19 protein-coding genes are annotated in these 18,656 nt (G+C 49.4%); 3 read left to right on the top strand and 16 right to left on the bottom strand.

The genetic code is table 11. The annotated features are described in order from the left end of the window. Nucleotides 1–50: 50 nt before the first annotated feature. The 5 genes from dprA to ylqF form a co-directional block, all read right to left on the bottom strand. Entirely contained in the window at nucleotides 51–851 is an 801-nt protein-coding gene (gene dprA / locus GQ671_RS00985; protein ID WP_160651341.1) for a DNA-processing protein DprA, read from the bottom strand. A gap of 154 nt (nucleotides 852–1,005) precedes the next feature. Beyond that, complete coding sequence (sucD, locus tag GQ671_RS00980) at nucleotides 1,006–1,914, bottom strand: succinate--CoA ligase subunit alpha (RefSeq protein ID WP_160651338.1); 909 nt, start codon at nucleotides 1,912–1,914, stop codon at nucleotides 1,006–1,008. Nucleotides 1,915–1,931: 17 nt separating this feature from the next. Further along, a complete protein-coding gene (sucC, locus tag GQ671_RS00975; RefSeq protein ID WP_160651335.1) occupies nucleotides 1,932–3,101 on the bottom strand; it encodes an ADP-forming succinate--CoA ligase subunit beta in 1,170 nt (389 codons plus the stop codon). Nucleotides 3,102–3,182: 81 nt separating this feature from the next. After that, nucleotides 3,183–3,947, bottom strand: a complete 765-nt coding sequence (locus tag GQ671_RS00970) for a ribonuclease HII (RefSeq protein WP_160651332.1) — start codon at nucleotides 3,945–3,947, stop codon at nucleotides 3,183–3,185. Continuing rightward, nucleotides 3,944–4,795, bottom strand: a complete 852-nt coding sequence (ylqF, locus tag GQ671_RS00965) for a ribosome biogenesis GTPase YlqF (protein WP_160651328.1) — start codon at nucleotides 4,793–4,795, stop codon at nucleotides 3,944–3,946. The genes GQ671_RS00970 and ylqF overlap by 4 nt, the downstream gene beginning before the upstream one ends. Before the next feature lie 104 nt (nucleotides 4,796–4,899). Between ylqF and GQ671_RS00960 the strand changes: the two genes are divergently transcribed. The 3 genes from GQ671_RS00960 to GQ671_RS00950 are packed head-to-tail and all read left to right on the top strand — an operon-like array spanning nucleotide 4,900 to nucleotide 8,837. Further along, a complete protein-coding gene (locus GQ671_RS00960; protein ID WP_160651325.1) occupies nucleotides 4,900–5,850 on the top strand; it encodes a glycosyltransferase family 2 protein in 951 nt (316 codons plus the stop codon). Continuing rightward, complete coding sequence (locus tag GQ671_RS00955; RefSeq protein WP_160651321.1) at nucleotides 5,831–6,214, top strand: GtrA family protein; 384 nt, start codon at nucleotides 5,831–5,833, stop codon at nucleotides 6,212–6,214. The genes GQ671_RS00960 and GQ671_RS00955 overlap by 20 nt, the downstream gene beginning before the upstream one ends. Nucleotides 6,215–6,218: 4 nt before the next feature. Then, nucleotides 6,219–8,837 (top strand): YfhO family protein, encoded by a 2,619-nt coding sequence (locus GQ671_RS00950; RefSeq protein ID WP_160651318.1) that lies wholly within the window; start codon nucleotides 6,219–6,221, stop codon nucleotides 8,835–8,837. 40 nt (nucleotides 8,838–8,877) lie between these two features. Here the strand turns inward: GQ671_RS00950 and rplS are convergent, their stop codons facing one another. The 11 genes from rplS to GQ671_RS00895 form a co-directional block, all read right to left on the bottom strand. Next, nucleotides 8,878–9,225, bottom strand: coding sequence for a 50S ribosomal protein L19 (gene rplS, locus GQ671_RS00945; protein WP_160651315.1), 348 nt, complete (start codon nucleotides 9,223–9,225; stop codon nucleotides 8,878–8,880). A 130-nt stretch (nucleotides 9,226–9,355) separates the two neighbouring features. Further along, nucleotides 9,356–10,027 carry a tRNA (guanosine(37)-N1)-methyltransferase TrmD gene (gene trmD, locus GQ671_RS00940; protein WP_160651312.1) on the bottom strand — a complete coding sequence of 224 codons (672 nt, stop codon included), beginning with the start codon at nucleotides 10,025–10,027 and terminating at the stop codon, nucleotides 9,356–9,358. Then, nucleotides 10,024–10,518: a ribosome maturation factor RimM gene (rimM, locus tag GQ671_RS00935; protein ID WP_160651309.1), complete on the bottom strand. Its 495-nt coding sequence runs from the start codon at nucleotides 10,516–10,518 to the stop codon at nucleotides 10,024–10,026. The genes trmD and rimM overlap by 4 nt, the downstream gene beginning before the upstream one ends. 55 nt (nucleotides 10,519–10,573) lie before the next feature. Further along, entirely contained in the window at nucleotides 10,574–10,801 is a 228-nt protein-coding gene (locus tag GQ671_RS00930; RefSeq protein WP_160651307.1) for a KH domain-containing protein, read from the bottom strand. Nucleotides 10,802–10,807: 6 nt separating this feature from the next. Next, nucleotides 10,808–11,083 (bottom strand): 30S ribosomal protein S16, encoded by a 276-nt coding sequence (gene rpsP / locus GQ671_RS00925; RefSeq protein ID WP_160651302.1) that lies wholly within the window; start codon nucleotides 11,081–11,083, stop codon nucleotides 10,808–10,810. A 96-nt stretch (nucleotides 11,084–11,179) separates the two neighbouring features. After that, nucleotides 11,180–12,526, bottom strand: coding sequence for a signal recognition particle protein (gene ffh, locus GQ671_RS00920; protein WP_160651299.1), 1,347 nt, complete (start codon nucleotides 12,524–12,526; stop codon nucleotides 11,180–11,182). 12 nt (nucleotides 12,527–12,538) lie between these two features. Beyond that, nucleotides 12,539–12,844, bottom strand: a complete 306-nt coding sequence (gene ylxM, locus GQ671_RS00915) for a YlxM family DNA-binding protein (protein WP_170288620.1) — start codon at nucleotides 12,842–12,844, stop codon at nucleotides 12,539–12,541. 26 nt (nucleotides 12,845–12,870) lie between these two features. Beyond that, nucleotides 12,871–13,989: a signal recognition particle-docking protein FtsY gene (gene ftsY, locus GQ671_RS00910; RefSeq protein WP_160651293.1), complete on the bottom strand. Its 1,119-nt coding sequence runs from the start codon at nucleotides 13,987–13,989 to the stop codon at nucleotides 12,871–12,873. Further along, a complete protein-coding gene (gene smc, locus GQ671_RS00905) occupies nucleotides 13,986–17,540 on the bottom strand; it encodes a chromosome segregation protein SMC (RefSeq protein ID WP_160651290.1) in 3,555 nt (1,184 codons plus the stop codon). Before smc ends, ftsY begins: the two co-directional genes overlap by 4 nt. Further along, the gene (gene rnc / locus GQ671_RS00900) at nucleotides 17,540–18,307 is read right to left on the bottom strand and encodes a ribonuclease III (RefSeq protein WP_160653440.1); all 768 of its coding nucleotides are present in this window, start codon (nucleotides 18,305–18,307) and stop codon (nucleotides 17,540–17,542) included. The genes smc and rnc overlap by 1 nt, the downstream gene beginning before the upstream one ends. A 108-nt stretch (nucleotides 18,308–18,415) precedes the next feature. Further along, the gene (locus GQ671_RS00895; protein WP_160651287.1) at nucleotides 18,416–18,652 is read right to left on the bottom strand and encodes an acyl carrier protein; all 237 of its coding nucleotides are present in this window, start codon (nucleotides 18,650–18,652) and stop codon (nucleotides 18,416–18,418) included. Between the last annotated feature and the right edge of the window lie 4 nt (nucleotides 18,653–18,656).

The raw sequence follows: 18,656 nt of genomic DNA, 5'->3' as shown, positions 1-18,656 counted from the left end.
AATTGTTTGTCAACTATAATATATTTTAAATTTTCATGTTTCCCTGAAAACTAGCTGTTGAAATCCTCCATTATGTCGGCACCGGACAATACCATTTTGGCACCTTCCTGGATTCTCAAGTTCGTCCCCTTCGACTGGTCAGCGTGGATATTCCCCGGCAGGCAGTAGGCGTGTCGATTCTCATTGAGTGCCATATCAAGCGTAATCAGGCTGCCGCTTCTGGCTTCGGCTTCGGTGACGAGGACACCCGTCGATAATCCTGCTATTATTCTGTTGCGGGCGACAAACCGCCACTTTGCAACAGGTGTACCTGGCGGATATTCACTGATGACCAGCCCTTCCTGCTCCATCCTGCATCTGGTACTCCATGTGCTCTGAGGATAATGGGTTCCATGACCGAATGCAAGCACGCCGATTGTCGCCATACTGTTTTCCATCGCTTTCATGTGAGCCAGTTCATCGGCGCCGTGTGCCAGTCCCGAGACAATTGCGATATGTTCATCCAGCTCTGGCAGAATGCTTTTCAGAGCGGTTTTCGTATAGTACGTCGCCTTCCTGCTGCCGACAATTCCAAGCATCCGTCTTTGCATTAAAACTCCATTCCCCCGGTAGTACAGTATGTAGGGCGGATCATGGATCTCCTTGAGAATGGCAGGATAATTTTCATCTTCAATGGTCATATACCCGATTTCATCGTCCATGAGACTTTGAGCGAGTACATCTCCATCCAGCCTTTTTGCATGGCAGACCTTTTTCCTCAGCCCTTCCGTCATTTTTTCATTGATTTTCCCATCCAGTACTTTAAATTCATGTGCTGTAACACCTGCAAAACTCAAACAGATCCTATTCATATGACGCCTCCTTATTCATATGGATAATTATAGTAGAAACTGGTCAGTTTTCTGTTTACCATTTTGTTAAATCGTTTGGAAATAAATGAAAAAAAGCACGGATTCCCGAACAGGATTCCGTGCTTTTGAACTGGTTCATCGATTTATATGACAGTTACTTTACAGTCAGACACTTTTCATAGAGTCCGTCTTCCTTTTTGATGCGTGCAATCAGTGTTTCTCCAATTTCGGATGGTGTGTCCGCAGTCTCGATGCCGCATGCATTCATCGTCTTGATCTTCTCGTCTGCAGTACCCTTGCCGCCGGAAATGATGGCGCCCGCATGGCCCATACGTTTACCTGGAGGGGCTGTAACACCGCCGATGAATCCAACAACCGGCTTGTTCATGTTGTCTCTGACCCATTCAGCCGCTTCCTCTTCAGCAGTACCGCCGATTTCACCGATCATGACAACCGCTTCCGTCTCGGGATCTTCGTTGAATGCCTTCAGTGCGTCAATGAAATCTGTACCGTTCACCGGGTCTCCGCCGATTCCGACAGCAGTCGTCTGGCCGATTCCGGCTTCTGTCAGCTGGTGTACCGCTTCATAGGTCAGTGTACCTGAACGGCTGACGACACCGACATGGCCCTTCTTATGAATGTAGCCCGGCATGATGCCGATCTTGCACTCATCCGCTGTGATGACACCCGGGCAGTTCGGTCCGACAAGACGGGTCTTCTTGCCTTCCAGGTAGCGCTTTACCTTGACCATATCGAGTACCGGAATATGCTCTGTGATACAGATGGCAAGATCAAGCTCAGCATCGGCACATTCGACGATTGCATCTGCTGCAAATGGTGCCGGCACATAGATGACGGACACAGATGCGCCTGTCTCTTCTTTTGCTTCTTCGACCGTATTGAACACAGGGACGCCTTCTACTTCCTGACCGCCTTTGCCTGGTGTGACACCAGCAACGATCTTCGTACCATATTCAAGCATCTGCTGCGTATGGAACAGTGCTGTTGATCCAGTAATACCTTGAACTAGGACTTTCGTATCCTTATCGATAAATACACCCACAGTAGATTCCTCCGTTATTATTTATTTTGATTGACTGCTTCGATGATCTTCTGGGCACCTTCTGCCATCGTACTTGCCGGAATGATATCAAAATCGGACTGCTCAAGGATTTCCTTGCCGCGGTCGACATTCGTACCTTCAAGACGGACAACAAGCGGAATTTCCAGACCAACATTTTCGACGGCTCCGACGACACCTTCGGCAATGACATCACACTTCATGATACCACCGAAAATGTTGACGAAGATGCCTTCGACCCCTTCATCACCAAGGATGATCTTGAAAGCTTCTGTCACTTTCTCTGTCGTTGCGCCGCCCCCTACATCGAGGAAGTTTGCGGGTCTGCCGCCAAAGTGGTTGATCGTATCCATGGTTGCCATGGCAAGACCTGCACCATTGACCATGCAGCCGATGTTGCCATCGAGTGCCACATAGGAAAGATCATATTTGGATGCCTGGATCTCCTTCGGATCTTCTTCATCCTTGTCACGGAGTTCAACAATATCCTTGTTTCTGAAGAGTGCATTGGCGTCAAAGTTGACTTTGGCATCCAGTGCGAGCACACCACCTTCTCCAGTAGTAACAAGTGGGTTGATTTCTACAATTGAACAGTCTTTTTCAGTAAACACATTGTATAGGGAAAGCATGAGTTTGGCTGCCTTGCCTACAGATTCCTTCGGAATATTGATGTTGAATGCCAGTCTTCTTGCCTGGTATGGCATAAGTCCGACTACAGGATCAATGACTTCCTTGAAAATCTTCTCAGGCGTTTCCGCTGCCACTTCCTCGATTTCCGTACCGCCCTCTTCAGATCCCATCAGTACGACACGGTCTGTTGCACGGTCGATGACGAAACCGATATAGAATTCATTCTGGATATCACAGCCTTCTTCGACAAGAAGACGCTTCACTTCTTTGCCTTCAGGACCTGTCTGATGTGTAACGAGGACTTTACCGAGAAGTTCCTTGGCGTATTCTCTCACTTCATCAAGTGATTTGGCGATTTTGACACCGCCTGCTTTACCGCGGCCACCGGCGTGGATCTGTGCTTTGACAACGTATACGTTGGAATCGAGAGTTTTGGCTGCTTCCACAGCTTCCTCAGGTGTATACGCCACACTACCGTTAGGCACGGCTACGCCCATGGAGCGAAAGATTTCTTTCCCTTGATACTCATGGATATTCATGTTCATCCTCCTAAGACTTTTTTAAACCTTACCACCCAATTATAGAAAAGGTATTCATCAAAGTAAACTGAATTCACAAAATTATCTAGGGAAAAGAACACTTTTTACAGGCTCGAACGTCTGCCTGTGGATTTCACTTGCACCAAGGGAATGGAGCGCTTTCAGATGGTCCTTTGTCCCGTATCCCTTGTGGCCGCCGAATCCATAGCCAGGATATGACGCATCATAGGCCGCCATCATCATGTCACGCTCTGTTTTGGCAATGACACTGGCTGCAGCGATGGACACGGAATTCGCATCCCCCTTGATGATTGATGTTTCCGGAATGCCTACACCGATTGTCATGGCATCGACAAGCAGATGATCCGGCACCCGGGCCAGATTTTCCACTGCCCGCTTCATGGCCAGCCGGCTGGCCTGGTAGATGTTCAGTTCATCGATCTCTTCGACACTCGCGATACCAATGCCATAATCGGTTTGTTCCATGATGATTTCGCGGAAACGAAGCCGCTTGTTTGACGACAGCTTCTTCGAATCATCAAGACCCGGCAGATGGAAGTCTTCGGGCAGTATGACAGCCGCAGCCACGACTTCGCCGGCAATCGGTCCGCGGCCCGCTTCATCAATGCCTGCAATGTATTGTACATCGTCCCGGAGAGCATCCTCATAGCGGTTCATGGCCCTGTACTTATCCTCCAGCATGCTTTCATTTTCAATGCGCCTGCGATGCTTATCCAGCAGTCTGATGACGCCTTTACGATCATCATTGACATGCATGGACGCGTTGATCTCATCCATTGTAGTGCAGGCCGATATTTCCATTTCTATCTCTTTTATCGTCTTCATGCATCCGCCTCATCGAAAGTATAGCTGCCAATCTTGCCATTGCGGATATCGTAGATCACCCGGTTGGTGACCGCTTCATAGTTGATTTCATTGCCGCCTGCTTTCAGACCGCGTGACTTGCCGATGGCATCGAAGATATCGACGATTTCGTCCGATGCCGACACATTGATGTTGTAGAACGTATTGAACCGGTCCGGATCGTGGGCCAGAAGAAACTCGATACCGTAGATGGCCACTTCATCAAGCGGCACTACCGCATCCTTGATGGCACCTGTCAACGACAGCTTTCTGCCTGTAATTTCATCTTCGAACTTCGGCCACAGAATACCCGGCGTGTCGAGCAGTTCCATCTGTTCCCCCGCCTTGATCCACTGCTGCTGTTTCGTTACTCCCGGTGTGTTGCCGGTCTTTGCGACCTTCTTTTTGGCAACATTATTGATGACGGTCGATTTGCCGACGTTCGGTATGCCGATGATCATCGCTCGTATTGCCCGGCGGCCGATGCCCTTCTTCTCCATGCGTTCAAAAATTTCTGCTGTGGCGCGAATGGCCAATGGTTCGATCTTCTTGATGATCTGGTTGTTCCTGCCATCAAGTGCCACCGGGTATTTGCCCTCGCTTCTGAATTTCGCCATCCATGCATCGGTTTCCTTCTTGTCGGCCATATCGACCTTGTTCAACACAACGACTCTCGGCTTATGCTGGGTGATCTCATCCAGCATCGGGTTGTGGCTTGAATGCGGGATTCTTGCATCCAGTATCTCGATGACCACATCCACCTTCTTCAGATTCTCTTCTACTTCTCTTCTTGCTTTTGCCATATGGCCTGGAAACCAGTTGATACTCATTGTGAAGCACCTCTACTTATATATCTTTTTTGTTTTGTTTCATTATTTTATTTCTATATTATATAATAATACCAATGTTTAATAAAATGACAGGAGGTGGGAAAATGATTTCGATTGTTGTTCCTGTACTCAATGAAGCGGAAAATATACCCGGACTGCACGAAGAGATTGTATCCGTAATGGCCGTTCTTGGCCGGTCGTATGAGACCATCTTCATCGATGATGGATCGACTGACGCCACACTTTCCGAGCTTAGAAAAATAGCCGGACCTGAAGTCAGCTACCTTTCATTTTCCAGAAATTTCGGCAAGGAAGCTGCCATCATTGCCGGCCTCGAGAAGGCGTCAGGGGACGCCGTCATCATCATGGACGGGGATATGCAGCATCCGCCCTCACTGATTTCAGAGCTCATAGAGCAGTATGAGGCGGGCTTCGACCAGGTGGTCGCGAAAAGAAACAAGGCACGAGAACCGCTCTCACGCCGTCTCCCTTCAAAGCTCTTCTATCAGCTGATGAATTTCACCAGTACTGTCCATCTTGAAGACGGCGAGGGCGATTTCAGGCTGATATCAAGAAAAGTGGTTGATGCCATTCTGACGCTCAGCGAGAACAATCGATTCTCAAAAGGCATTTTCGAATGGGTCGGATTCAACAAGACGGTGATTGAATTCGATCATATTGAACGCGAGTCCGGCAGTTCGACATTCAATCCACTGAAGCTTCTCGATTATGCGATAGATGGCATCAGCGCCTTCAACCACCGCCCGCTCAGAGTGTGTTTCTATCTGGGACTCGTCGTCCTCATGGCCTCCCTTGCCTACATTTTCTATATGTTCGTCAACATTGCCATTCATGGTGTCGAAGTTCCCGGATACTTCACCATCATAGCAAGCCTGCTTCTGCTCGGGAGCATCCAGCTCTTCTCGCTCGGCATCATCGGCGAGTATGTCGGCCGCATCTATATAGAAACAAAGAACCGGCCGAAATACATCGTCAGGGAATCATCTGAGCACGAAACAGAGCAGGGAGGACACCATGAGAAGCAGTATCACTAGCGAGTTCGCCCGCTTCGTTCTTGTCGGTCTGATCAATACAGCCGTCTACTATGGGGTGTATACCATCCTTGTATACACCGGACTATTCTACATTGCAGCGCACCTCGGGGGCTTCATCACGGCTTTCATCATCTCCTATTTTCTGAACTGCTATTTTGTATATGGTGTCAGACCAACACTGATCAAGTTCCTCAAGTTCCCACTGACGCAAGTCATCAACATGGGAATGCAGACACTGCTTCTATATGTACTGGTCGACCAGCTGGGTTGGAATGAAATACTTGCACCCCTGCCGGTGCTCATCGTCACTGTACCCATTACCTATGGCATTACACGGTGGGTACTGAAAGACAAGAAAGGTTGATTGGATGAATACAATGAAATCGCGGCTCTATGGCCTAAGGCACATCATGGTCATCGCACTCCTGGCAATCATCTCCCACGTCTACGTACTGTGGCGGTTCCTGGCACCTGATGATTCCAAAAGGCAGGTATTCATGACAGGGGCCAATGATGGGCTCGAGCAGATGCTGCCCATGCAGCTCTATCTCTATGAGAAGTTCAAGGAAGGCATATGGTTCTACGATACCGACTTCGGGCTTGGCGGTGATTTCTACACGGACCTTGCCTACTACTATTCGACGAATATCATCTATTATATCAATATCCTCTTTATCAGAGCCGGAGAACTTCTGACTGGATTCGACACTTCGACGGTGGATTTCTGGGCATATAATGCATTTTTCATATCGATCCTGAAAGCATTTCTCATCATCTACTTTACATATCGGTTCCTTGGCACACTTGGTGTCGGTCCGCTGTACGGAATACTGGGCGGATTCATCTTCGCAGCATCCCCGACCTATTTCAGATTTACGGTTTTCTGGTCCTTCTTCAGTGATGTCTTCATATGGCTGCCGCTGACACTCTGGGCACTGGAGCTGCTCATCCGGAAGAAGAAGCCAGGCCTGTTCATCTTTGCAACGGCTGCCACTCTGATCAACAACTTCTACTTCGGGTACTATCAGCTCATCATCGCCATCGTCTATCTGGGCATCCGCCTCCTGTTCAGGAAGCAGGGCGACCTGCCACGCATCGGGACGATAAAGCTTGCGGTGCCTTCCGCCATAATCGGTGCAGGCATATCCACTGTCGCATTTTTCCATGCGGTACGCGGGTTTCTGAATAATGACGGTCGTGAATATGATGTGGACGTGCCGATGTTCGCGGAGCTCGACTGGCAGGACAACATCTTCTATGAGAACTACCTCATCATCATCCTGTTCATCGCAATACAGGCTCTTTTCACAATAAAGCTGTATAAGCGCTACTTCTATAAAGTATTCGCCGTACTCACAATCGTATTCATGCTGTTCACCCTGTCTCCCTACATCGATATGCTGTTCAATGGGTTCCAGCAGCCGCAGAAGCGATGGCATTATATGCTCGTTTTCTTCCATGCTGTGCTCATCGCACAATACTTTGCCCATTTCAGGGAGATCAGCCTAAGACAATATTTGTTCAGCCTGATACCGGTTTATATCATTCTGGCATTCTCCATATACTGGAAAGAGGATGTCGTCGTCTGGGTCTATCTGGTGCCCGTCATCCATCTGGTCGGATTCCTGCTTGTTTATCTGAAAGGCAGACAGCCTCTACTGCAAGGAACAAATGCTGTTCTGCTCGTCCTGCTTACAGTAATGGTGAGCGCTTCCCACACCAATACGCAGATCTATCATGATGGCATCACCGATCGCAATCACCTTTTCTATATCAGCAGCAACCACTACGCCAGTGATCTGCAGAAACATAATGTCGAACTCGTGCAGGACATGAAAACGCCTGAGCAGAAGCTTGACTATAAAGTCAGGAATCAGGATAACACACCGATGTATATGGGGTTCAATGGTACAAGCATCTATTCAAGCATCATCGATGGTGACATCATCGACTTCTACTACAATGATCTGAAAGTGAACATCCGCTATGAAACCATCAGCCGCTATTCCACCTTCCAGTCGCGCAGCAACCTGTTCTCCCTGTTCAATGTGGACTATATGATGCGGGAGGATGACACTTATGGCATACCACTGGAATTCAGTCCGATCATCGATGACGGCACATATACCATATATGAAAATGAAGCACCTCTGCCCTTCATGAGGTATGCCACAGACATCTATGATCCCGACACGCTCACTCATCCGCTAGAACGCGAGCACGCGATGATCAGCGGAATTGTTACAGATGCGCTTGAACCGACTGCATCAGCCGAACCGATGGAAAATGTACTCGATGAAGTTTCAGTCGAAGCACAGAATGCCACCTATTCGGATGGGGTACTTGAAGTGCCTGAAGATGGGGGTGGACTGAGCTTCAATTTCGACCCACTGCTCGACCAGTACCAGAATGCGGATGTCTACATTGAAATGCATGTCGAAATGATCGAACCCAATAAACGCTTCACCATCAATGTTGACGGCTATCCGAATGAAAGGCTATTTGCCACAAGCAAATACCGGACATATGCGGATGATCTCCTGTATCGGGTCGAACTGGAAGAAGAAGTGCCGATCACCTTCTCAAGCGGAAAGTACGCAGTGGAACTCCAGTCCGTCCATGTCGAAGACTATGAAGTGCTTGAACAGGAAAGCGCAAGACCGGATCCCCGGTACACTGTATCGGAACAGGGCAACGCCTACCAGATTACCCTGGAAAACCCAAGAGCAGGCATAGCCAGTGTGCCGATCGTCTATCGCGATGGCATGAAGGTCACAGGCGACGATTCCGGAGACCTTGAAGCTTTCCGTGCAAACTACCTGATGACCGGATTTACGCCTGGTGCTGATGATCGTGTCATCACGATCTCCTACTCGCCACCCTACTACACATTGACATTAATAATCAGCATACTGTCCCTGCTGATCAGCTTCGTCTATCTGGACCTGTTCGGAATCAGGAGACGACTGAAACGCCTATTCAAATAAAAAACGCCTGACAGTCCAACTGTCAGGCGTTTTTGTGGTTCTATCGGATTTCTCTGATACGTGCAGCTTTACCACGCAGGTTGCGCAGGTAGTACAGTTTCGCACGACGTACACGACCACGGCGTGTTACTTCGATCTTCTCGATTTTTGGAGTGTGTACAGGGAATGTACGTTCAACACCAACACCGTAGGAAATCTTGCGGACTGTGAATGTTTCGGAAATTCCGCCTCCGCGACGCTTGATTACTACGCCTTCAAAGACCTGGACACGCTCACGTGAACCCTCGACGATACGTACGTGTACACGTACAGTATCTCCAGGTTTGAATTGTGGCAAATCTGATTTAAGCTGTTCTTTTGTCAGATCACTGATTAATTGCTGTGACATATTATCTTCTCCTTCTTCCAATTATCTTGCCCATCATAGCAGCGGATGATTGTGTATATGTGTGCTTTGACACTCGTATAATATTACCATAATCATCATGCGGTTTCAACGGGAAAAATGTAAAATCATTCTACTGGTCGGAAAGCAGATCGGGCCTTCTTTCCTTCGTACGTTTCAGGCTTTCCTCACGGCGCCATTCCTCGATCAGCCGATGATTGCCATTGAGCAGTACTTCCGGCACTTCCATGCCGCGGTATTCACGCGGTCTGGTATAGTGCGGGTGCTCAAGCAGGCCGGTGCTGAAGGAATCCTCCTGATGGCTCTCCTCACGGCTCAGCACACCGGGAATCAGCCTGACAATGGCATCGGTCATCGTCAGGCTCGCAAGCTCTCCGCCGGTCAGTACATAGTCGCCGATCGATACTTCATCCGTCACCAGTGTACGGATGCGTTCATCATACCCTTCATAGTGTCCGCAGATGAAGACAATATCCTCCTCTTCGCTCAGTTCCTCGGCCATCTTCTGGTCGAATGGACGGCCCTGGGGACACATCAGGATGACACGCGGCGATTTGAGATCCATCGCTTCCATTGCATTGAATACCGGCTCAGGTTTCAGCACCATGCCGGCGCCGCCACCGTACGGATAATCATCGACTTTGTTATGCTTGTTTCCGGAGTAGTCGCGGAAATTGACCGCATGATAGCTGACGATGCCCTTCTCTTTCGCACGACCAAGAATGGACGTGCCAAGCACCCCTTCATACATTTCAGGGAACAGTGTCAAATAATGAATATTCAATCCAGCAGTCCCTCCATCGGATGAATGATGATACGATTCCGCTCGAGATCGATATCCTTCACCACATCTTCAATATAGGGAATCATGTACTGCTTCTCACCGTCGACCACCCAGACATCGTTTGCACCGGTTTCGAAGATATCGGAAACGTTGCCGATTGATTCCAGTGTGCCTTCAAGCAATACCTCAAGGCCGATGATATCCCTATAGTGGTATTCCCCTTCATCAAGCGGCAGCTCCACTGCCTCTGCTTCCTGAAGCACTTCCGAACCTTTCAGATGCTCCACTTCATTGATGTTGCCAACGCCTTCAAATCTTAGCATATGAAAGTTCTTATGCTTGCGGTAGCTGTCGATGGTATAGGCAGTACCCTTTACCTCTACACTGCTGCCGGGTGAAAAACGATCTTCTGCAAAGTCCGAATCGCTCAGCACTTTCACTTCTCCACGAATGCCGTGGAAATTGACCAGGCGGCCGATACTGATTTTCATTATTTGCCTCCTCAAATATGATAACGATATAAAAAAGGCACACCGCCCGGTGTGCCTAGTCGACATCAACAAACACTTTCTTTGAACTGCCGTGATTTGCATTCGACAGGATGGTGCGCACCGCTTTAATCATGCGTCCGCGCCTGCCGATTACACGACCCACATCGTCCTCGTGGACTCTGATCCTCAAGGAGACATCATATTCCGTCTCCTCGACTTCGATCTCAAGCACTTCGGGATGTTCGAGCATCGGTTCAAGAATTGTTTGAAGCAGTTGTTTCATACGGGATTATTTCCCGAGTTTAGCATTGTGATAACGTTCCATAACACCTTTGCTGCTCAGGATGTTACGTACTGTATCACTTGGTTTTGCACCATTCTGCAACCATGCAAGTGCTTTTTCCTCATCAAGTGTTACATTGTCATCACTTTTTATAGTCGGGTTGTATGAACCGATCTGTTCGATGATACGACCGTCTCTCGGGCTGCGGGAATCCGCAACAACGATACGGTAGTAAGGTTTCTTTTTGGAACCCATGCGTGTCAATCTAAGTTTAACTGCCATTTTTATTAACTCCTTTCAATTTCTCAATTTCACTTTTACTACTATAACAGAAATAAAACATCCTGTAAAGACCTTTTCCTTTACAGGATATCCGTTCTAGAATGGCAGACCCATATTGCCGAATGGATTCTTCTTCTTGCCCTTCTGGCTCGTCATCTGCTTCATCATTTTCTTCATATCCCCGAACTGCTTGAGAAGACGGTTGACTTCCTGCAGGCTGCGGCCGGAACCTCTGGCAATCCGCTTCTTGCGGCTGGCATTGATGATGCTGGGATTTTCACGTTCCTTCATCGTCATTGAACGGATGATGGCCTGGACGTGATCAATCTCCTTGCCACTCATCTGCATCTGGTCGAGCCCCTTGATCTTATTGGCACCAGGCATCATTTTCAGCAGTTCATCCAGTGGGCCGAGGTTCTTGACTTGGTCCATCTGGGCCAGGAAGTCATCCAGCGTAAAGCTCTGGTCCTTGATCTTCTTCTCAAGTTCCTTCTGATCCGTCTCATCCACATTGGCCTGTGCCTTTTCGATGATGGAAAGCACATCACCCATGCCGAGTATGCGCTGGGCCATACGGTCCGGGTGGAAGGCTTCAAGCCCATCCATCTTCTCCGACATACCGACGAACTTGATCGGCTTTTCAGTTACAGAACGGATGGATAGTGCTGCACCACCTCGTGTATCGCCATCAAGCTTGGTCAGTGTCACACCCGTGATATCGAGGAGGTCATTGAACGACTCGGCGACGTTGACTGCATCCTGTCCGGTCATTGCATCAACAACGAGCATGATTTCATGCGGGTTGGCAATTCCCTTGATATCCTTCAGTTCATTCATCAGGTTCTCATCGATATGCAATCGGCCCGCTGTATCGATGATGACTGTATCCAGATGCTCTGCTTTGGCATGATCCAGTGCTTCGGTCACAATCTGCTGAGGTTTGACCTGATCACCCAGCGAGAACACCGGAACATCGATCTGTCTGCCGACCGTCTCGAGCTGGTCGATGGCCGCCGGACGATATATATCGCCTGCAACAAGCATCGGTTTCTTATTGAAATTCTTTCTGAGATGCAGTGCAAGCTTACCTGCAGTCGTCGTCTTACCGGCACCTTGCAGACCGACCATCATGATGACTGTCGGCGGCTTTGTACCCAGTGTGATCTTCTGGTTCTCTCCACCCATCAGATCCGTCAGCTCTTCCCTGACGATCTTGATGACCTGCTGTCCCGGTGTCAGGGACTGCATGACGTCCGACCCGAGGGCACGTTCCTTGACCTGGTTGACGAACTCCTTGACGACTTTGAAATTGACGTCGGCTTCAAGCAGTGCCAGACGCACTTCACGCATCATCACCTTTACATCCGACTCCGTGACCTTCCCCTTGCTCTTTATGCGATCCATCGTCGCCTGGAGGCGTTCTCCTAAACCTTCGAATGCCATAATTTTCTCCTCCTAATCGAGCGCTTCAAGCTCATCTAAAATTGTTGCGGTTTCTTTATCTTCATTATGTTCAAGTTTCTCCCTCAGACGTTTGAGGAGAGACTGTCTCGTTACAAAATTCCTGTACATGCCGAGGTTGCCTTCATAATGCTCGAGCAGATCTTTCGACCGCTTTAAATTATCATATACCGCCTGTCTTGTCACTTCAAGTTCTTCGGCAATTTCACTGAAGGCAAAATCCTCAAGGTAGTACAGCTCGATATACTTGCGCTGCTTATCCGTCAGCAGCGTGTGATAGAAGTCATAGAGGTAGTTCATGCGCGTCGTGCGCTCAAGACCTTCGATCACTCCTTGCCACCTTCTTCATCGTCCGCAATCTCCTCGGCATCGGAGACCATGTCGGCAAACAGTCCGTACACATAGTTTTCTGCACTGAATTCCTGCAGATCATCCAGCTGCTCACCAAGACCGACAAACTTGACCGGAATGCCGAGTTCATTCTTGATCGCCAGCACGATTCCACCCTTTGCAGTCCCATCAAGCTTGGTCAGGACAATACCTGAAACATCGGTCACTTCCTTGAAGGCCTTAGCCTGGCTCAGTGCGTTCTGACCGGTTGTAGCATCGAGCACGAGCAGGGATTCATGAGGTGCTTCAGGCACCACCTTCTGGATGACTTTTTTAATCTTTGAAAGCTCATTCATCAGGTTGCCCTTGTTCTGCAGACGGCCGGCCGTATCACAAATGAGGACGTCTGCGCCACGCTTTTTGGCTGCACTGACGGCGTCATACATTACAGCAGCAGGGTCACTGCCTTCTGCCTGAGAGATAACATCGACACCGACGCGCTCTCCCCATATTCTAAGCTGGCTGATTGCACCTGCACGGAATGTATCTCCGGCAGCGAGCATCACATTTTTGCCTTCCTGCTTGTACTTGTAGGCAAGTTTACCGATACTTGTCGTCTTGCCGACACCATTGACACCGACGACAAGAATGACGGACAGGCCGTCTTCCTGGATGTTCACCGTTTCAGGAAGATCATCATTACGCTCATAGATTTCGACCATTTTTTCAACGATTGTCTCCCTGAGGTCGGCCGTTTCCGTAATATTCTTCACTTTCGCTTCGTGACGCAGTTCGTCGGTCAGCTCCATCACTGTATTGAAGCCGACGTCGGCTGAGATCAGCACTTCTTCAAGTGCTTCGAAAAAGTCCTCATCCACTGTACGGTAGCGTGCCATGAGCTCATTGATCTCATTCTGGAACTTTTCACGGCTTTTCTCAAGACCGGCTTTGAATTTGTAGCCGATCTGCTCCTGTTCCCACTCCTCGAATGCCTCTATGCTGATCAGGCCATCATCCAGAGCTTCGCTCTGGGATTCAAGCGTTTCCTGCTTCTGCAGTTCAGGCTCGTCACCTTTCGGCTGGAACTTGTCTTTTAGTCTCTTTAGAAAGCTCACACTGTCTCTTCCTCTCTCGTATTTTCTTCATAATCCTTAAGATCCACGCTGATCAGCTGGCTGACTCCGCGCTCCTGCATCGTCACGCCGAACAGACGGTCACTCTCCTCCATCGTTCCCTTGCGGTGGGTGATCACGATGAACTGGGTATCCTGTGAAAGCTGCTTCAAATAGTGTGCATAGCGCAGTACATTCGCTTCATCGAGTGCCGCCTCCACTTCATCCAGTATGATGAATGGGCTGACACGTACCTTCAATATGCCGAACAGCAGACTGATGGCCGTCAGGGCACGCTCTCCTCCGGACAGGAGGGAAAGCGTGGACAACTTCTTCCCCGGTGGCTGGGCATATATCTCGACACCCGATTCCAGGTAGTTGCCGGGCTCGGTCAGTCTGAGTTCAGCCTGGCCGCCCCCGAACATCCGCCTGAACACTTCTCCGAAGTGCTGGTTGACCTGATCATAGGCAGACTGGAACCGTACGGCCACTGCTTCGTCCATTTCTTCAATGACTTCAAGCAGTGTCTGTCTTGCTTCATACAGGTCACTTTCCTGCGCTTTAAGGAACAAGTAGCGTTCATTGACGCGTTCAAATTCCTCGATTGCTCCGAGGTTCACCGGTCCCAGTTCTTCGATGCTCTTCCTGTTCAGCGATATCTTCATCCGCTTCTGATCGATGTTCGTGAAGTCCTGGTATTCCTCTCTTGCTCTATCATACGTCATTTTATATGTTTCCGATAAATATTCGATCTTCTGTTCAATCTGGACATCCAGCTTTTCCTTCGTTCCGCTATGCTTTCTCAAAGCATCCTGCAGACTATCCAGGCGCTTGAGATGGTCATCTTTCGATTCCTGCAGCGAAGCGTACTCCTGCTTCATCTCATGCTGCAGCGATGCTGCCTCTTCGGTTGCTTCATAAAGCTCTGAGACCTGTTGATTGAGCGTCTCCCTCTGTGCCTCAAGCGCTTCGATATCAAGTGTGCCGATATCCTGCTCGAGCATCTTCTGTCGGGCGGTTATATCCCGGACCGCAGATAGCGCATCGGCCAGTTCGGCTTCCAGACGTCGGGCTTCATTCCTCGAATGGGTGAGACGTTCACTGACCGTCGCAAGCTCCCGTTCCATTGAATGACCTTCATCAGTAAGCTGCCGCAGTGTCTCCTTCTTATCCTGGTCGGAAGCACTCATTCTTCTGATGCGTACATCCAGTGCCTCGAGGTCGGCATCGACAGCTCTGATCTGTTCAGCATGGTCACGGCTATCAAGCGGGGCATCAATTGCCTTCAGTTCCTCTTCAAGGATTGCCGCGTTTTCCTCTTTTGCTTCAATCTGGTACGTAAGCCGTCTTATTTCAGCATGGTCGGTTTCATTCTGCTCGGCAATCTCCCTGCCTTCTGCCTCCAGCTTGTCTTTTAGAACCATCTGATCCGCCAGGTCTTCCCCGAGACGAGTGACGGATTTCGCCATATGTTGCGTTTTCTCCTGGTATTCTTCAAGCTTCTCTTTTGTTTCCTGATGTTCACGCTGGCTTTCGATGATGGAGCTTTTGGAACTTTTCGAGCCGCCCGACATTGCACCGCCCGGCATGATCGTTTCACCATCGACAGTCACAATGCGAAGCTTGTGGCCGATCTCACCTGCTAGCTTCGTCGCATCATCCATCGATCTTGTAACAAGCGTGGTTCCGAGCAGGTGGGAGACGACATTCGGAATATCCGCTGTGTAATGGACGATTTCCGACATGATCTGCACATCAATGGATGACCGGACGATCGTATTTCTGATATCCGAATGAATATGCTTGTGCCTGATGATATCCATCGGCAGGAAAGTGGCAAAGCCAGCTTTGGCCTCCTTCAGGCGCCTGATGGCCAGCTTGGCACTGTGTTCGTCTGTGGTAACGATATTCTGGGCCTGTGCACCAAGCGCAGTATCAAGCGCTCTGACATATTCACCATCGGTCGACAGCAGCTCACCGACTGAACCGATGATGCCGTCTGATTGCTTGCGGTTTTTCAAAATGAAGCGTGCACCGGGATAATATCCGCGGTATTCATTCTGCATGGTGGTCAGCATCTCGAGTTTCGATGACTGCTGGTCGATATAGCGCCTGGCTGTATCCAGCTTTTCCCGTTCCTTATCATACTGCGACTGGAGTGCTGCCATCCTGGTGTTCGCTTCCTGGAATGCCTCCCGCTTTTCGGACAGTATACTGCGTGTTGCCTCATACTGCTGCTCGAGCGTCAGATGACGGGCCTTTTCCTCTTCCAGAGTGGACTTCAGCGACTCGAGCCGTTCCTGTTTCTGGCGTATGCTGTCGCCAAGACGTGATTTCTCATCTTCTGCACGACGATGTTCATTTTCCAGTGTCGTCTTCTGAACCATCAGATCATAGTACTGATCCTTCAGCTGCTCGATCTCACCACTGTGGTCCTTCATCAGTTCCTGGCGTTCTTTTCGTGCCTCTTTGATGGCCTGCTCAAGGTTTTCGGATGTCCGTTCCAGCTCATCAAGTGTTTCAAGGACTTCCGCATGCTGCTGGTGGAGACTGTCATGGCGCTCCGTTGAAGTCTCGAGCCGGACTTTCAGATCTTCGCTTGCCTGCCCCTTGTTGTCTTTCCGCTCCTTATAGAGGGCAATCTGTCCGTTGGTCTGCTCGAGTTTTTTCGACAGGTCGACAAGTCTGGCATTCAGCGTACGATTTTTGCGATCGTGATCGTCCCTTTTCTCTGCAAGACGGTTCATGCGTGCTTCGATGTCCGCAAGTGTCTCCCGGTCAGCCGCGATGGACTGTTCCGCGGATGCCAGCGACTGTGCTTCGGTTTCCAGCGTGGCGAGCAGTGCGTCCACATCGTGTACCGTCACTTCGATATCACTCTGGCGCATCTCCTCCTTAAGCGCAAGATACTCCTTGGCGTTGGCACTTTCCCTCTCCAGGCGCTGCACCCTCGACTCGAGTTCATGGATGATGTCATGGACACGATCCAGATTGGCAGCGGTATCTTCAAGCCGCTTCTCCGACTCCTTCTTGCGAAGTTTGTATTTCATTACACCGGCAGCCTCTTCGATCAGGCTGCGCCTCTGGTCAGGTTTGGCATTCAATACTTCATCCACTTCGCCCTGCGAAATGATGTTGAATGCATTGCGGCCGAGACCCGAATCCAGGAACAGCTCATTGATCTCCTTCAGACGGCTTTTCTCGTTGTTGATGAAGTACTCGCTATCTCCATTGCGATAGAGCTTTCTGGTGATATGCACCGCATCTGCATCCATCTGCAGTGTGCGTGCCGTATTGTCGAGCTCCAGCCTGACATAGGCATGGTTCATCGGCTTGCGGTCCGTTGTGCCGTTGAATATGACATCCTCCATCTTGACGCCGCGGATGGAGCGGGCGGACTGCTCGCCGAGCACCCAGCGGATCGCATCGGTGATATTGCTTTTCCCGCTGCCGTTCGGACCGACAACCGCAGTGACCCCAGCATCAAACCGTATATTCACCTTATCGGCAAACGATTTGAAGCCGTGTGCTTCTATTGCTTTCAAATATACCATCACTTTTTCTCCCTATTGTCCATTTCTCCCAGAGCATGCTGTGCGGCCTTCTGTTCGGATTCCTTCTTGGAACGTCCGGAACCTTTGCCGATCATCTCCCCATCCGTATAGACACCGGTCACGAAAGTCTTGTCGTGACTCGGGCCTGTGGATTCGAGCAGCTGGTATGCGACACTCTGTCCATGTGTCCTGTGCATTCTTTCCTGAAGTGCCGTCTTATAGTCGATGACGGCATTATAGTCGCCATCCTTCACTTCAGGAAATACGTGGCGTTCAAGGAATCGTCTTGCTGCATCAGAGCCCTGATCCAGGTACAGCGCACCGAGAAATGCCTCGAATGTGTCGGAGACGATTGACGGACGCTCGCGTCCACCGGTCTTCTCCTCTCCTCTGCCGAGCAGTATCAAGGGCTGCATCTGCAGTTTTTCTGCGAATACTACAAGTGAGGGTTCACATACTATATTGGCTCTGAGTTTGGTCAGATCGCCTTCCGGCAATTCTTTGAACCGCTCATATATATAATCTGAAACCATCAATTCTAGTACAGCATCCCCGAGAAATTCCAGGCGTTCGTTATTGTATATCTTGTCCATCTGCAGATCGTTGATGTAGGAGCTGTGCATGAAAGCCTGGACATACTGCGCCTCATCTTCGATTTCAATACCCGTCCGTCCGATGAACGTCTTGAACTCCTGACGGAATTTCGCGAGTCCGCGCTTTGCATGCCTGTCCTTGTCGATACGCTGTTCAATTGCTTTGAAAGTCATTCTGCTGGTCATCATATCCGCCTCCATTCCACTATTTTAAATGATTGTCATGCTGAATAAAAGTTTGCCCATAAAAATAAAATCCACTTCGAAAAGTGGATTTTATCATTACTTCGCTTCCAGTTTGTCGATGTAATCCAGAGCGTCGCCTACTGTTTTGATCTTTTCAGCTTCCTCATCCGGAATTTCCATTTCGAACTCATCTTCAAGTTCCATAACAAGCTCAGCGATATCTAGAGAGTCTGCACCAAGGTCATCCTTGAAAGATGCATCTCTTGTTACTTTTTCCTCATCGATTCCAAGTTTGTCCACGATGATGTCTTTTACTTTATCAAAGTTTGCCATTATT

The organism is Salinicoccus hispanicus (assembly GCF_009831115.1).
In the GTDB taxonomy this organism is placed as follows: Bacteria; Bacillota; Bacilli; order Staphylococcales; family Salinicoccaceae; genus Salinicoccus; species Salinicoccus hispanicus.
The sequence above is the reverse complement of the archived record's forward strand: the minus strand, read 5'-3'. Positions and strand labels throughout refer to the sequence as shown.

What these genes read in the sequence shown, in the direction of transcription:
- dprA (WP_160651341.1), bottom strand. Translation starts at nt 851, where the DNA reads ATGAATAGGATCTGTTTGAGTTTTGCAGGTGTTACAGCACATGAATTT.
- sucC (WP_160651335.1), bottom strand. Translation starts at nt 3,101, where the DNA reads ATGAATATCCATGAGTATCAAGGGAAAGAAATCTTTCGCTCCATGGGC.
- GQ671_RS00970 (WP_160651332.1), bottom strand. Translation starts at nt 3,947, where the DNA reads ATGAAGACGATAAAAGAGATAGAAATGGAAATATCGGCCTGCACTACA.
- ylqF (WP_160651328.1), bottom strand. Translation starts at nt 4,795, where the DNA reads ATGAGTATCAACTGGTTTCCAGGCCATATGGCAAAAGCAAGAAGAGAA.
- GQ671_RS00960 (WP_160651325.1), top strand. Translation starts at nt 4,900, where the DNA reads ATGATTTCGATTGTTGTTCCTGTACTCAATGAAGCGGAAAATATACCC.
- GQ671_RS00955 (WP_160651321.1), top strand. Translation starts at nt 5,831, where the DNA reads ATGAGAAGCAGTATCACTAGCGAGTTCGCCCGCTTCGTTCTTGTCGGT.
- GQ671_RS00950 (WP_160651318.1), top strand. Translation starts at nt 6,219, where the DNA reads ATGAATACAATGAAATCGCGGCTCTATGGCCTAAGGCACATCATGGTC.
- rplS (WP_160651315.1), bottom strand. Translation starts at nt 9,225, where the DNA reads ATGTCACAGCAATTAATCAGTGATCTGACAAAAGAACAGCTTAAATCA.
- rimM (WP_160651309.1), bottom strand. Translation starts at nt 10,518, where the DNA reads ATGAAAATCAGTATCGGCCGCCTGGTCAATTTCCACGGCATTCGTGGA.
- GQ671_RS00930 (WP_160651307.1), bottom strand. Translation starts at nt 10,801, where the DNA reads ATGAAACAACTGCTTCAAACAATTCTTGAACCGATGCTCGAACATCCC.
- rpsP (WP_160651302.1), bottom strand. Translation starts at nt 11,083, where the DNA reads ATGGCAGTTAAACTTAGATTGACACGCATGGGTTCCAAAAAGAAACCT.
- ffh (WP_160651299.1), bottom strand. Translation starts at nt 12,526, where the DNA reads ATGGCATTCGAAGGTTTAGGAGAACGCCTCCAGGCGACGATGGATCGC.
- ylxM (WP_170288620.1), bottom strand. Translation starts at nt 12,844, where the DNA reads ATGAACTACCTCTATGACTTCTATCACACGCTGCTGACGGATAAGCAG.
- smc (WP_160651290.1), bottom strand. Translation starts at nt 17,540, where the DNA reads ATGGTATATTTGAAAGCAATAGAAGCACACGGCTTCAAATCGTTTGCC.
- rnc (WP_160653440.1), bottom strand. Translation starts at nt 18,307, where the DNA reads ATGACTTTCAAAGCAATTGAACAGCGTATCGACAAGGACAGGCATGCA.
- GQ671_RS00895 (WP_160651287.1), bottom strand. Translation starts at nt 18,652, where the DNA reads ATGGCAAACTTTGATAAAGTAAAAGACATCATCGTGGACAAACTTGGA.